Genomic DNA, 14,144 nt, shown 5'->3' on the forward strand with positions numbered 1-14,144 from the left:
TCGCTTAACGGAGATCAAACGTGCTGACCGCCAGTGCCGCGTCGCTTTCCAGATCGTCACGAAGGTCTGCGAACACGTCCTCAGCCAATTGTCCGGCGCGCTCCTTGATCTGCGTGGGTGAACGGCGCGTGGCCAGAGCGATCAGCAACTGCCCGGTGTCACGGACCGGACCGGCCAAGGTGACCGGCACGTCGAACCTTGTAAAGTTGCCCGAAAAAGACAGAAACCGCTGCAGATCCTGCACCACACCGTTATTGTCTACCAGAAGAAGGGTCACATATCGCCCGCTTGTGCCGCGAAGGATACCGGTCAACCGCCCGCCACTCGGTAGTTCTCGGTTGTCGATCCGCAGTCCGAGCCGTGTGGCCGGATAGTCCTTGTTTTGTCGGATGAAATCAAGCGCCGGGCATTGCCGTGGATCAACGAGGGTGCGCGTCTGTCGCAGTTCGGCGTTCTCTCCCGTCAGCACGTGCTCGGCATAGGTACTCATCGCGCTATCCTCTGCCGAGAGGAGCGCAAGGCCAACTGCATCGGCCCCGTCGCGACGGGGCAGGGCAATCAGACAGTTCTTGGGGGGTGCCGCACGAATGACCCGCATCAGGTCACCGATCGCCAGATCCTGCGCCGAGGCCGGCGGCGCGGGGGGCGGTGATGGTTGCGGGGCCGCAGGCGGTGGTGCAAGCGCGGCTGAGCGCACGCTTTCCACCGAAATCGTCTGCACCTCGTTGCCGCCGTCCAGGGTGCTGACCCCGCTCAGGCTTTGTGCCTCGGGAGCAACCGGCAAGGCCGTCGCGGTCTCGGCCCCGGGCGTACCCGACGCGATGGTTTCGGCGATGATCGGGCTGCTTTCAACGGGCAAGGCCGTCACTGTTTCCGCCAGATCGGTCTCCATATCCGGTGTGATGGAAGGCTCGAGGTTATCCGGGGCGATCGTCTCAGGCGTCAGGGCTTCAGCGGCATCTGCGGTTTCTGGCACGACCGGCTCGACGGCGTCGGCCTGATCTCCGGCAATCTCCTCGGGTTCCGGTTCGACCGGCGTGGGGGCTTCGGGCTCTACCGTTTCGGGTTCGGCGGCGGGTGCCGAGGTGAGGCTTTCGGGGTCTTCCGCCGGTGTCGGTTCCAGCGTCTCAGACGGCTTTTCCGCCTCGGCACCGGGGGCTCCTTCGCGCTCCGCGATTCCGGCCAATGTATCGGAATCCAGACGGTCCAGTGTGATCACGAAGTCAGGGCGGCGCGGGTCTTCCGGGGTGGGTCGGTTCAGATCATTCAACCCTGACATCAGCGCCAACACAAACGCGCCATGCGCTACTGACGAAACCCCCATCGCCGAGACCCATCCGCCCCAGCCAGCCTGCGTATAGGGCAGAAAGCTCATGGCTCTACGCTCCGCGTACGGATCGTCACCAGCTTGACCTCCGTCGCCTCCAGCTCTGGTCGGGTCAGCAGATCCACCAGGCCTTGCGCCGGGGCCACCTTGTCTATCAGCACATGTAGCAACGGCGCCCCGTCGATTGCCGTGGCCAATGCGTCTCCGTCGATCGGCAGGCCATCCAGTGACATCTGCCCGGCGCGATCGAGGATCAGGATCGGCTTGGGCAAGATCTCGATTGGCAATTCCTCGGTCTGCGACAGATCTACCCCGTAGGTGGGCGCATTCATGAGCGAGCCGGTGGCAAGAAAAAAGAAGATCAGCAACAGAACGATATTTACGATGGCCAGTGACACGTCGAGCTGGATACGCCGTTCCTGAGAGGGAAGAATCCGGCGCATGGCTCTACTCTGCCTCAGTGGCTATACGAACGGATGTGACATCAGCCTGGCGCAGTCGCGCCAGAACGGTTGCCATATCCTGCACTCGCGCGCTCGACCGCAAGAGCAACAGGACACTTGCGGGGCTATCCTGTGTCCCGAGCGCCTCGGCCAGATCATCGAGCGCGTCGAACCCGAACCGCTGCCCGCCGATAAAGATTGCATCCGCCTCAAGTGTCCATAGCGCGACATCCGCAGGGGCTTGCGGCTGCGGGGCTTCTCCGGCATCGCCAAGCCCCGTTCCGCTCTGCTCCGCGACGGCTGCGCCGCCTTTGAGCGTGATCAGCGAATAGGGTGCAAGGCTCGATGACAGCATGAAAAAGATTAGCAACTGGAACATCGCATCCGCCAAAGGCGTCAGCGCAAACCGGTAGCTGCGCCGCCTGACCGGAAGATCGAGACGCGACAGGCTGGTCATCCCATCGGCCTCAGATACCGCGTGTGGTGGGATCGACCCGGCCATGGATCGCGGCTGAAATAAGCGCCTCGATCACATTACGCTCGCGGTCGATCCGCGATTCAAACCACGTGGCTATGAAGAACGCCACGAGCGCCACGGCAAGGCCAACGGCGGTCGTGGTTAGCGCGGTCCATATGCCCGAGGCCAGAAGCGCCGGATCCGCAGCCCCGTCGGCAAGTGACAGCACGCTGAACGCATCGATCATGCCGATCACGGTGCCGAGCAGACCCAGCATCGGAGCGGATTGCACCACCATATCCAGCAGACGCAGACGATCCGTCATCGACGAAAGCTCGATGATCGCAGTCTGCCGCGCCAGTTCCTCGGCAAATGCGGGCTCTCCGGGGCGGGCCTGCAATCCCGAGAACACTGCCTGAAGGATGCGACTCAGCACCGATTTTCGACCTGCTGCCATCTGCATCGCTTCGGTGGCATTGCCACTCAGCCAAACATCGAGGATTTTCTCGGCTTTCGCGCGCTTGCCAACGCCCATTCGGGCGAACTGCACCAGTTTGAAAACCGCCACCGTCACGGCGATGAAGGACATCACTGCAAGCGCTGCAAAAACGACGAGCGTCGCCGGATCGAACAGGTCGAGTTGAATGGCATCGAGATTCATCGGGCGACTCCGTTTGGATACGCTGACATCACAGGCTTTCCACGCTGCTTAATCTGGTCCGGCCTCAGATGCCGAACTGGATCGCGGTGCGCGAGCTCGCGGTCAGACCGGACAGGCAGATAGGCGCATCCTCACCGCCCCCGGCGGGGGTGCATGCGGCTACGTCATTCACAACGATACGCGAAATCGCCCCGCAGGGCGTACCTGACAGGTCGAACCGCAGGATCTTGGTCTTGCCCTCGATCAATTGCCCGAATTCCAGCACTAATAGCCGGGACACGATCCCTTCGATGTCGAACACAGCCACCTCAAAGGCGGCGCGGTCCAGCGCAATGTTCGATTGGTTGGTGGCAACATAGGTCAGGCGACAACTGCCGTCCTCTGTCTCTGCCGCCGAATTCAGCTCGACATTGAATGTAGCAGTATCATTACTGGTTTGCGCGACCGCCGCCGTCGATGAGACAGCTACAGTCAGAGCGCAGAAAAATAGCTTGGAATGTGCAAAGAAAGACATGAAAGCCCACCAATTGAAGATCGCCTATACCATTCAATTGGGGGGGAAAGCCCTGCATGTGTCAACCGGGAATTCCCGGTAAGTTGCCCCTTTCTCCAAGGGCAACCCTGTCTTTATGTCTTTCAGAGGTGCCTTGGAAAAGGCTCAGCGATAAACGCCCAGCAGAAACGTCGGCTTGGGGTCCGGCTTGCTGATCGGAACGTAGGTTGCGCGAGACTGACTGTTATCCGCAATCTGGATCTCTTCCAGACCGGAACTGAGGCCCATCGGGCGCGCACGCGGTCGCAGCGTTGCAGTCGCAATGTCGGGCCGTGCCGTTGTTTCGAAAGTTACAGTCGATTCGACGCGAGGTTCGGAAACCTCTGCCACAAGTGTCACGACGTCACTCTGCTCGGGATGTGCAGGGGCCTTCTGTGCTTGGCTCACGATAACTTGCGTCGGGGCAATCTCTGCCTCGAACGTAGCACCGTGGACTGCCGAAATGGCAATGCCGCCCACGGACGTGAACCCAATCAGGGCTCCTGAGATGATCGCTGTGCGAAACATATCTTACCTCAGTTTCAACGCCCCCAGTCTGTATAATATAGCAAATATCGGTCCGGTAGTCATCTACAAGGGGGAATTCCGCTGATCCGGTTGCAATCTGTGGCTGAAAACACACTGGCTGACCATTGGTCTCTGTACTAACCTCATGCCAGCTTCGGATATTCGTGATACGTAATAGTATGGAATTGCACCGTAAAATCCCTGTTCTTAGCCTTATGACGGCCCTGTTCACATCGACAGGAGCACAGGCGCAATTCGCCGTCTGCAACCAGACATTTGATGTCATAAATGTGGCAATCGGCCAGTATCAACGCGAAACCTTCGAAACCAGTGGCTGGTGGACCATCGGTCCGAATCAATGTGCCAATGTCATCGACGAGGTGCTGACAGCCCGCTACGTCTACGTTTTTGCCCAAGACGTCTTTGGCAAGACCATCGTCTCAGGGGCAACGCCGATGTGCGTCGCTCCGGAGCGGTTTCGTATCCGGGGCGAAACGGAGTGCCTTGTGCGTGGCTATCTGGAGGCGCGTTTCCACGAGGTGGACACCCTGCGCACCGAACGCTGGACGCTTTTCGTCTATCCGCCCTAGACTGACAGGGGCAAGACAAGGCAACATGCATTGGATATCTTGTTCTGGAGGATTGCGTGCCTCACGCTAAGCATAGCTTGATCGCCCGTGTGGCACAGGGGATTGCCGTCGCCGGAGCCTGCCTCTGGGGGACGGTACCGCTGGCGGCGCAGGACATGCGCGCGCTGGTGATCGGCACGCCCGGCGCGAATGCGACCACTGCCTTTGCTGATGCCTATCACGCCGCCAACGCCTTGCGCGCATCGGGGTTGACCGAGACCCTGCTTCTGCGCGATGCGCCGCTTTCTGATCTTGAAGCCACGTTCGAGGCAATGCGCGGGCCGGGCCGGGTTCTGATCTATTATGCCGGATCGCTTGGCGCCCCTGATGAGGCTCCCCGCCTACGTTCAAGCGGTGGATCAAGCAGTCCGTCGCTGGCGCTAGACGGCATTGCTCGTGATATTGGAGACGAGGCACAAGTGATCGTCCTGCTAGAAAATTGCGCACATCGTGTAACCGATCCCACCGGCACGGTCGAAACCGTGCCAGACGGGCTTTCGCTGGCCCTAACCGCAGTCGCTGGTCAGCCATGTCCCGAAGCAGGTGCGCGGCTCAGCGACAGGCTGATCGCGGGGCTAGCCGATGATGGGGCCTCGACTGATTTAAAGGCTTTGCTCGACGGTTTCTGGGTGGGTCCTGCGCCAGAGGATGCCACGTGGCATGGCGCGCCACCCGAGCCCGCACCCTCAGCGGATAACTCACCGATCATTTCGCTTCTGCCTGCTGAGCCCGCCCTCAATGCCGAGACCGTCGCGCCGGTCCGTGAAAATTCCAGCCCGGAGGTGGTGCGCAACGTGGCGCAAACGGCGCCTGCGCGCCGGTCCAGCAATCAGGTTCTGGTCTTTGCGCCGACGCCTGATACTCAGCTTGCGGCGCGCGCCGTGGCGGCGGGCCTGCCAGAACCGTCGGTTATTGTCGGGCTGATCCCCGATCAGACCGAGGCCAGTTTTAGTCCCGCCGATGAAACGCCGGGCGAGATCACGTCGAACGAAATCACCTATGATGATATCGACGCACGGCGGCAGCTGCGTGCTGAAGATCCTGCCCTCTTCGAGACCCTGGTCGCTTCCGGGGCGTTTGACCCGCCCGGTCCCCTGCTGGCTCGTGCGTTGCAAGAGGAGCTGGCGCGCATGGGCTGCTATACCGCCGGGATCGACGGTGTATGGGGCAACGGCTCGCGCAATTCTGTGCGCCGCTATTTCGACGAGATCGATGGAGCCTCCGCCGAGACACTGGAACCTGAACCCGGCCTTTTTCGTCAGATCATCCGGCAGGATGACATCGCCTGCCCGGTGGTTGCGGCCGCGAGCCCCAGCCCCGCCCCCGCTGCGCGCCGCTCTAGCCCCGCGCGTTCTGCTCCGGCGGCACGCAGCCAGCCGGCGCCGCGCGCGGCGCAACCGGCTCCGCAACAACCTGCAACCAATAGCCCGGCCATCGGTGGCACGACGATGGGCGTTTTCCGCTGATTGGGGTTACAGGACGTGGGTTTTGAAGTCGATCCTTCCTTTCGGCAAAGCGGGGCCCAGGCCCGCAAGCGCCGACAGCAGCGTCTTCTGCGCAGGCTGCTCGGTGGTCTCGCTGTCCTTGTTGTCGCCTCCGGCCTTACAGTCCTGCTCTGGCCAGGCGGGGTGCGCGATACCCCCCCGCAAGAGGCCAGCACCGAGACCCCGGCGGTCGCGGATGCAGGCGACGAGCTTGATGATTTCGTCATGGTCCAGACCGACGCTGGCAGCGAACCAGCAGTCAGCGCCGCCGCGTCGTCCTTCATCGACCTGCGCCGTGATCCGATGATCCTGCGCTTTGGCGGCGATGCGTCTGCCGAAATACGTCGTATGCCGGGGCCGGATGGGTTCGACATCCGCCGCGTCGGTCCTCCCGGGCCAGAGCGGATCGGCGCGTTGCGTGACACGCTCCTCGTCACGCAGAAAAGGTTGGTAACGACGCTCCCTTCAAGCCGCGAGGATTTCGCATATTTCCAGGCGCGCCGCAGCCAGGGGATGGCTGCCCTCGACAGTGACCGCGCGCCCGCCCCAACCATGAATGATGCGGGTGAAGGCCGTCTTGTCAGCGTAAGCGGCGAAGATGGCAGTTGGGGCAGCCTGATAAGCGCCGGGGCCGATGGTAACAGCCCGGAGCAGGATTCCGTCGAATATGTCGAAACCCGGATCGAGAACACCACCAGCATCGTTCTCGCCCTGCGCGAAAGCCAGCGCCTGCCGCTCTTCGAGGATATCGTCGTTGTCCTGCAATCCGACCGGACCCTTGCCGATGTCCTCGCAGACAGCCAGTTTCCCGATGACGCGGTTGCCCGGATCGCCACTGCCGCAGTGCGTTTGCTGGGCCAGTCCGGCCCGATGAGGGTCGCCAGCACCGTCGCCTTACGGGTCAATCGTGATCTCGACGGGCTGCACCTGCTGCAAATGTCGCTGTACGGTCCTGACAGCTATATCGGCAGCCTTGCTCAGGTTCGCCCCGGCCGCTTCGAGAACGCGGCCGACCCCTGGATCGGAAGTGATCTGCTCAGCCGTTCCGGCGACTTGATCCGCAGCGCCGATATCGCACAGACTGATCTGCGTTTGCTCGATGCGGTCTACAGTGCCGCGATCCGAAACGGGCTACCGACCTCCGAGGTGGGCGAACTGATCGTGATGCTTGCGCAGCGTTATGATCTGGATCGGTTTGCCGCCGAGGGTGATGAACTCACTGTGCTCTACGCCACCGAGCCAGGCCATATCGGGCAGGGGCTTGGCCGCATTCTTTATGCTGCCATCGAGAGTGAGGCGGGCGACATGCCCTGCTACGTTTTGGCAAAGTCTTCCAGCGACGGGTTCAGTTGCTTCGATTTCAACGCGCCGGGCGGGGGTGGCGGCGGGACATTGCGCGGCGGGCTTGTCGTCCCGGTCAGCGGCACGCGTACCTCGGGCTTCGGGCCGCGCCATCACCCGATTCTGAAACAGCTGCGCAATCACAACGGCGTCGATTGGGCGGCACCTACTGGCACCCCGATTCAGGCTGCCGCCGCCGGGCGTGTCGCCTTTGCCGGGGTCGCGGGCGGTTATGGCAACACGCTCTACATCGACCATCCCGATGGCAGCCAGACCCGCTATGCCCATATGAGCCGCTTTGCTCCTGAGGCCCGCGCAGGCCAGAATGTGCAGGCGGGCGAAGTGATCGGCTATGTCGGCACCACCGGCCGATCCACCGGGCCGCATCTGCATTTCGAGCTTTGGGTGAACGGCAAACCGGTTGATCCGCTTGGGCAGGGCGGTGGTGGTGGCACACAGGCGGTAGAGGCTCTGGTCAACCGCATCATCCAGGTCGAGAGCGCCGGACGCGCCGATGCCAAAAACCCGCTTTCGACCGCCACGGGCCTCGGCCAGTTCATCGAGAGCACCTGGTTGCGTATGATGCGTAGTTACCGGCCCGATCTGATGGCAGAGATGAACCGAGCGCAATTGCTTGCTCTGCGCACCGATCCGGCACTCAGCCGTGAAATGGTCCGCAACCTCGCCCGGGAGAACGAGGCGTATCTGCGCGCCCGTGGGCATCAAATCACCTCTGGCAGGCTCTATCTCGCGCATTTCCTTGGGCCCGAGGGCGCGCATATCGCGCTCAGTTCAGAGCCGGGCCAGACCGTGCTCGCGGTCATGGGCGGTGCTGTGGTCAACGCGAATCCCTTCCTGCGTGGCAAGACCATCGCCGATCTGCGGAACTGGTCGGATCGCAAGATGCGTGGCCGCAGCAGCACGGCAGGCGCTGCCCCCCGCGTTGCGTCGATTCCCGCAGAGGTCAAGGTCTATAAGGAAAAGGTGGATGCACTTCTTGCGTCGCTTTGACTGCGTCGCTCAGGTGATCCGTGAGCCATCCGATTGCGCCCAGTCCCAATACATCTCGCGCACCCGTTCGGTCACCGGGCCGGGCTGATACTGCCGCTCTTCAAAGGCCGAGACCGGCGTGACCTTCATCATGTTGCCCGACAGGAACACCTCGTCCGCCGCCTCGAAATCGGCAAAGCTCATCACGCATTCATGCACCATCATGCCCTCGGCGCGCATGTTGGCGATATGCCGTGCCCGGGTGATCCCGGCCAGAAAAGTGCCATTCGGCACCGGCGTGAACACCTCGCCATCGCGCACGGCAAAGACATTCGCCGTCGCCGCCTCTGCAACGTTGCCTAGGGCATCGGCGACCAGCGCATTGCCGAACCCGCGCGACCGCGCCTCTGCGAGCATGCGGGCATTGTTCGGGTAGAGACAGGCCGCCTTGGCATTGACTACCGCATCCTCCATCACGGGGCGGCGAAACCGGGTGCGGCTCAGCGTGGTGGTAAAGCCGGGAGGTGCCATCGGGATTTCCTCGAGACTGATGGCAAAGCCGGTATTGCCGCCCTCCTTGGGCACGATCGCCGCCATACCCCCGTCGATTGCCCAATACATCGGGCGGATATAGACTGCCACGTCCTCGGGATAGGCGCGCAGCCCCTCGCGCACGATCTCGACCATGTCCTCGGTGCTTACCGTCGGCGTCACCATCAGCGCCGCAGCCGACGCATTGACCCGCGCGCAATGCTTGTCGAGATCGGGGATCAGCCCGTGCGCGTAGCGCGCGCCGTCAAACACGTTGCTGCCCAGCCACATGCCGTGATCGGCGGCCTTCATCACGGCGATATCGCCATCATGCCAATGGCCGTCGAAAAAGGTTCGGATGTTTGTCCCGGTTGGCATGTCGTTCCTCCCTGCCTCGTCTCGGCCAGACCCTAGGCCGGACTTGCCAGAGGGTCCAGAGCGATCAGTCCCGCGCCGGGGCCTCGGCCAGCAGGCGTTCGAGATCGAGCGGCTTGTTGACCATGGCAAGGTTTCCGCTCGCGTCGCGCGGCCATTCCGCCTCCGGCTTGTCGACATATAGCTCCACGCCATTGCGATCCGGGTCGGAGACATAGATCGCCTCGCTCACGCCGTGATCCGCCGCGCCCTCGATCTCGATACTGGCCTCGACCAAACGCCGCAGCGCATCGGCCAATGCGGCCCGGTCGGGGTAGAGGAACGCTGTGTGGAATAGCCCGGTATGCCCTTTGGGCGGCGGCGTGGCGCCGAGGCTCTCCCAGGTGTTGAGCCCGATATGATGGTGATAGCCCCCGGCCGACAGGAACGCCGCCTGACCGCCGGAATAATATTGCGTGATCTCGAAACCGAGCACGCCGGAATAGAATGCGATGGCGCGCTCCAGATCCGAGACCCTGAGGTGCACATGGCCGATACGGGTGGCGGGGTGAACAGGGGTCATGGTGGCGTCCTTTGCTTGACGCTCCCAAAATGGCACCTGCGCGCCGAACGCTCAATTCCTCGAATGCGCCCAGTTCATGTGCGTGAATGAGGATACGGTTAACTTATCACGCTCACGCCCAGACCTCTAAAACTGCCGCCCGCTCACACGGCTGTCTTGCGGCTCTCGTCGAGGTATATCTCCCGCAGCCGCGTTGCCACGCGCCCCGGCGTGCCGTCGCCCAGGGTGGCCCCGTCGATCTCCACCACCGGCATCACAAAGGCGCTTGCCGAAGTCACAAAGGCCTCATCCGCCGCCCGCGCCTCGTCGATGGTGAAACTGCGCTCTTCCACCTCCATCTGCGCCTCGCGGGCAAAACGCAGTACGGCGGCGCGGGTGATCCCGTGCAGGATGTCATTCGACAGATGCCGGGTGATGATCCGGTTGCCCTTGACGATATAGGCGTTGTTCGACGTGCCTTCGGTCACATGCCCGTCCTCGATCATCCAGGCGTCATCGCATCCGGCCTTCTTGGCCATCATCTTGCCCATCGACGGATAGAGCAGCTGCACGGTCTTTATATCGCGACGGCCCCAGCGGATATCCTCTATGCTGATGATCTTGATGCCTTTTTTTGCCTCCGGATTATCCGCGAGACCAGGCTTCGACTGGGTAAACAGCACCAGCGTCGGCTCGGTCGTCTCCGCATCGGGAAAGACGAAATCGCGGTCGCCATCGCTGCCGCGTGTGACCTGAAGGTAGACCAGCCCGTCTTCGATGGCATTGACGCGCACCAGTTCACGGTGAATCTCCAGCAGATCGACAAAGGCGGCGGGTTTCTTCATGTCGAGCTCCGATAGCGACCGCTCCAGCCGCGCCAGATGACCCGCGAAATCAATCAGCTTGCCGCCGAGCACGCTCGTCACTTCATAGACGCCATCGGCCATCAAGAAACCCCGGTCGAAAATCGACACGGTGGCCTCGGTCTCCGGCAGATACTCGCCGTTTACATAGACAGTGCGCATGGTCCTACCCCCACAAAGCGGCCTCGGGCGGATGCACCCCGGCGTCATCAAAAGTCAAAGCGTTCTCCCGGTCTTCGGCCAAGAGAAGCGGGCCGTCAAGGTCCGTCACCATCGCACCCTGCGCCACCAGCACCGCCGGGGCCATGGCTAGAGAGCTTCCGACCATGCATCCCACCATGATTCCGTAACCCTCCGTGCGCGCTGCATCGCGCAGCCGCAGCGCCTCGGTCAGCCCGCCGGTCTTGTCCAGCTTGATGTTGACCACGTCATACTTGCCCTTGAGCGCGGGCAGGCTTGCCCGATCATGGCACGACTCATCAGCACAGACCGGCACCGGGCGCGCCATGCCTATCAGCGCCTCATCCTCGCCCGTGGGCAATGGCTGTTCGACCAGCGCCACGCCAAGCCGCACCAAATGCGGTGCGAGATCGGCATAGACTTCCGCACTCCAGCCCTCATTGGCGTCGATGATGATCTTGGCCTGCGGGGCTCCCCGCCGCACCGCCTCCAGCCGGGGCATGTCATCGGGCGTGCCCAGCTTGATCTTCAGAAGCGGTCTATGCGCATGTTGTGCCGCCTGCGCTTCCATCGCTTCGGGCGTATCCAGCGACAGGGTATAGGCGGTAATCTCCGGCCCCGGTTCGGGTAGCCCGGCCAGATCCCAGACCCGGCCCCCGCTTGTTTTCGCCTCCAGGTCCCAGAGGGCACAATCCACCGCATTGCGCGCCGCACCGGCAGGCAGCAGGTCATAGAGCGCATCGCGCGTCAGATCGCTCGGCAGCCCCTCGATCTGCGTTGTGACGCTTTCCAGCGTCTCGCCATAGCGCGCGTAGGGCACGCATTCGCCCCGCCCAGTCACCCCGCCCGCTCTGATCCGCACGGTCAAGACCTGCGCCTCGGTCCGCGAGCCCCGGCTGATGGTGAACACCTGCGCCAACCGGAATACGTCGCGCGTCACTGAAATCTCCACGCGGCCCCCTTTCATCTTTCCAGAAATCCTCCCGCCGGAGGCATCCGCCATATGCCTCGCGCGGTCCTGTCGGATCAAATCGCGGCGAGCGCCTCGACCAGCTTGCCCGAGCCGAACCGATACGGGTCGGTCGCGGGCAGCCCCATATCGGTCTCGACCTTGTCCAGATAGGCGCGCGCCTCGGCCTCGTTCATGTGCTGCGTGTTGACCGACACGCCAACCACCTGACAGGCCGGATTGGCGATCCGCGCCAGCGGCAGCGCGGTGTCGCGCAACTGCTCCAGCGTGGGCAGCGAGTATCCCGGCAAGCCGCGCATATGGGCGCGTGTCGGCTCATGGCTGAGGATCAGCGCGTCGGGCTGCCCGCCATGGATGAGCGCCATGGTCACCCCCGAGAAGGACACATGAAAGAGGCTGCCTTGCCCCTCGATCAGGTCCCAGTGATCGGGGTCGTTGTCGGGTGTCAGCCATTCTACCGACCCGGCCATGAAATCGGCGACCACAGCGTCGAGCGGCACACCGTCTCCGGTGATCAGGATGCCGGTCTGCCCGGTGGCGCGAAAGGTTGCCTTCATGCCGCGCGCGTGCATCTCGCGCTCCATCGCCATGGCGGTATACATCTTGCCGACCGAGCAATCGGTGCCCACGGCCAGACACCGCTTGCCGCTGCGTTTGGTGCCATCCGCGATCGGGTATTTCACCGACGGCACCCGCACATCATGCAGGGTGCACCCGGTCGCCTCGGCCACGGCCTTAAGGTCCGGCTCGTCGCGCAGCAGGTTGTGCAAACCGGAGGCGAGATCGAAGCCCTCCTCAAGCGCGGCCACCAGCACTTTCTTCCATTCCGGGCTGATGATGCCGCCGCGATTGGCGACGCCGATGACGAGGGTGCGTACGCCAGCGACTTTCGCCTCCTCCAGCGTCATGTCGGTCAGACCCAGATCGGCCCCGCAGCCGGGCAGCCGGAACTGCCCCAGGGCATTCTCGGGGCGCCAGTCGCGAATACCGATGGCCACCTTGGCGGCCAGCATGTCGGGCGCATCGCCCAGGAACAACAGATAGGGGGTCTCGATCATGGGAGGTGCTCCAAGCGTTCGGAATTCAGGAGAATTTGCGATGACTCAAACGCGATTTCATACGCATTTCAATGCGAAAGGCAGAAATATCGCATGATCCTGTCGCGAATTATCCACTCGCCCGAATTTTCTGCGACCCGTGCCCAAGCCTGGCCAGCGTGATCCGCGACGGAAAAGCCGCTTGCAGAGCTGCACGCAATTTCATACCCAAACCCGCGACGTTCACGCAATTTCCTTAACCAACGGAGCGACCCCAAGATGAGCTTTCGCCTGCAACCGCCGCCCCCTGCCCGTCCGAACCGCTGCCAGCTGTTCGGCCCCGGCTCCAACACCAAGCTGTTCGAGAAAATGGCGGCAAGTGCTGCGGACGTGATCAATATTGACCTTGAGGATTCCGTGGCCCCCACCGACAAGGAGGTGGCGCGCAAGAATACGATTGAGGCGATCAACAGCGTAGACTGGGGCAAGAAAACTCTCTCGGTGCGCATCAACAGCCTCGATTCCCCGTTCTGGTATCGCGACGTGGTGGACCTTCTGGAACAGGCCGGTGACCGGCTCGATCAGATCATGATCCCCAAGGTGGGATGCGGCGGGGATATCTATGCCGTTGATGCGCTCGTCACCGCAATCGAGGCCGCAAAGGGGCGCAAAAAGCGGATCGGTTTCGAGGTGATCATCGAATCCGCCGCCGGCATCGCCCATGTCGAGGAGATCGCCGCCGCCAGCCCCCGCATGCAGGCGATGAGCCTCGGGGCCGCCGATTTCGCGGCCTCGATGGGCATGTCCACCACCGGCATCGGCGGCACGCAGGAGAATTACTACATGCTGCATGACGGCGCGAAATACTGGTCGGACCCGTGGCATTGGGCGCAAACCGCCATCGTTGCCGCCTGCCGCACGCATGGCCTCTTGCCGGTCGATGGCCCGTTCGGAGATTTCTCGGATGACGAGGGCTTTCGCGCGCAGGCGCGCCGCTCGGCCACGCTCGGGATGGTTGGCAAATGGGCGATCCACCCCAAGCAGATCGCGCTCGCCAACGAGATATTCACCCCCTCCGACGAGGCGGTCGCGGAAGCGCGTGAGATCCTTCAGGCGATGGAAGAGGCGACCGCACGCGGTGAGGGGGCCACGACCTACAAGGGCCGTCTGGTGGACATCGCCTCGATCAAGCAGGCCGAGGTAATCGTCAAACAGGCCGAGATGATCGCGGCACGGTAACCTCGACAGGGGCGGC

15 protein-coding genes are annotated in these 14,144 nt (G+C 62.7%); 4 read left to right on the forward strand and 11 right to left on the reverse strand.

Annotation, left to right across the window (positions count from 1 at the left end):
• Positions 1-4: 4 nt before the first annotated feature.
• From RID11_RS09910 to RID11_RS09935, 6 genes are all read right to left on the reverse strand, one after another.
• Positions 5-1,375 carry a serine/threonine protein kinase gene (locus RID11_RS09910; protein WP_350138370.1) on the reverse strand — a complete coding sequence of 457 codons (1,371 nt, stop codon included), beginning with the start codon at positions 1,373-1,375 and terminating at the stop codon, positions 5-7.
• The gene (locus tag RID11_RS09915) at positions 1,372-1,770 is read right to left on the reverse strand and encodes an ExbD/TolR family protein (protein ID WP_350138372.1); all 399 of its coding nucleotides are present in this window, start codon (positions 1,768-1,770) and stop codon (positions 1,372-1,374) included. Before RID11_RS09915 ends, RID11_RS09910 begins: the two co-directional genes overlap by 4 nt.
• Positions 1,771-1,774: 4 nt before the next feature.
• Positions 1,775-2,272 carry an ExbD/TolR family protein gene (locus RID11_RS09920; protein ID WP_350138374.1) on the reverse strand — a complete coding sequence of 166 codons (498 nt, stop codon included), beginning with the start codon at positions 2,270-2,272 and terminating at the stop codon, positions 1,775-1,777.
• Positions 2,238-2,888, reverse strand: coding sequence for a MotA/TolQ/ExbB proton channel family protein (locus tag RID11_RS09925; protein ID WP_350138376.1), 651 nt, complete (start codon positions 2,886-2,888; stop codon positions 2,238-2,240). The genes RID11_RS09920 and RID11_RS09925 overlap by 35 nt, the downstream gene beginning before the upstream one ends.
• A gap of 64 nt (positions 2,889-2,952) precedes the next feature.
• On the reverse strand, positions 2,953-3,402 hold the full coding sequence (locus RID11_RS09930) for a hypothetical protein (protein ID WP_350138379.1): 450 nt from the start codon (positions 3,400-3,402) through the stop codon (positions 2,953-2,955).
• Positions 3,403-3,546: 144 nt separating this feature from the next.
• Positions 3,547-3,948, reverse strand: a complete 402-nt coding sequence (locus RID11_RS09935) for a hypothetical protein (RefSeq protein WP_350138381.1) — start codon at positions 3,946-3,948, stop codon at positions 3,547-3,549.
• A gap of 215 nt (positions 3,949-4,163) precedes the next feature.
• Between RID11_RS09935 and RID11_RS09940 the strand changes: the two genes are divergently transcribed.
• From RID11_RS09940 to RID11_RS09950, 3 genes are all read left to right on the forward strand, one after another.
• Positions 4,164-4,538 (forward strand): DUF1036 domain-containing protein, encoded by a 375-nt coding sequence (locus tag RID11_RS09940; RefSeq protein ID WP_350138385.1) that lies wholly within the window; start codon positions 4,164-4,166, stop codon positions 4,536-4,538.
• Positions 4,539-4,627: 89 nt separating this feature from the next.
• Complete coding sequence (locus tag RID11_RS09945) at positions 4,628-6,043, forward strand: hypothetical protein (RefSeq protein ID WP_350138388.1); 1,416 nt, start codon at positions 4,628-4,630, stop codon at positions 6,041-6,043.
• A gap of 162 nt (positions 6,044-6,205) precedes the next feature.
• Positions 6,206-8,413 carry a peptidoglycan DD-metalloendopeptidase family protein gene (locus RID11_RS09950; protein WP_350138390.1) on the forward strand — a complete coding sequence of 736 codons (2,208 nt, stop codon included), beginning with the start codon at positions 6,206-6,208 and terminating at the stop codon, positions 8,411-8,413.
• Positions 8,414-8,422: 9 nt separating this feature from the next.
• Here the strand turns inward: RID11_RS09950 and RID11_RS09955 are convergent, their stop codons facing one another.
• From RID11_RS09955 to dgcN, 5 genes are all read right to left on the reverse strand, one after another.
• Positions 8,423-9,301: a branched-chain amino acid aminotransferase gene (locus RID11_RS09955; RefSeq protein ID WP_350138392.1), complete on the reverse strand. Its 879-nt coding sequence runs from the start codon at positions 9,299-9,301 to the stop codon at positions 8,423-8,425.
• A 64-nt stretch (positions 9,302-9,365) separates the two neighbouring features.
• The gene (locus RID11_RS09960) at positions 9,366-9,860 is read right to left on the reverse strand and encodes a VOC family protein (protein WP_350138394.1); all 495 of its coding nucleotides are present in this window, start codon (positions 9,858-9,860) and stop codon (positions 9,366-9,368) included.
• Between the two features lie 143 nt (positions 9,861-10,003).
• A complete protein-coding gene (locus RID11_RS09965) occupies positions 10,004-10,864 on the reverse strand; it encodes a D-amino-acid transaminase (protein WP_350138398.1) in 861 nt (286 codons plus the stop codon).
• 4 nt (positions 10,865-10,868) lie between these two features.
• Complete coding sequence (gene dgcA, locus RID11_RS09970) at positions 10,869-11,834, reverse strand: N-acetyl-D-Glu racemase DgcA (protein ID WP_350138719.1); 966 nt, start codon at positions 11,832-11,834, stop codon at positions 10,869-10,871.
• Between the two features lie 74 nt (positions 11,835-11,908).
• Entirely contained in the window at positions 11,909-12,910 is a 1,002-nt protein-coding gene (gene dgcN, locus RID11_RS09975; RefSeq protein WP_350138400.1) for an N-acetyltransferase DgcN, read from the reverse strand.
• A gap of 258 nt (positions 12,911-13,168) precedes the next feature.
• Here dgcN and RID11_RS09980 point away from each other — a divergent pair, with 258 nt between their 5' ends.
• On the forward strand, positions 13,169-14,128 hold the full coding sequence (locus tag RID11_RS09980; protein WP_350138402.1) for an L-malyl-CoA/beta-methylmalyl-CoA lyase: 960 nt from the start codon (positions 13,169-13,171) through the stop codon (positions 14,126-14,128).
• Positions 14,129-14,144 lie beyond the last annotated feature (16 nt).

The sequence above is a fragment of the Roseovarius sp. genome, assembly GCF_040219995.1.
GTDB lineage: Bacteria > Pseudomonadota > Alphaproteobacteria > Rhodobacterales > Rhodobacteraceae > Roseovarius.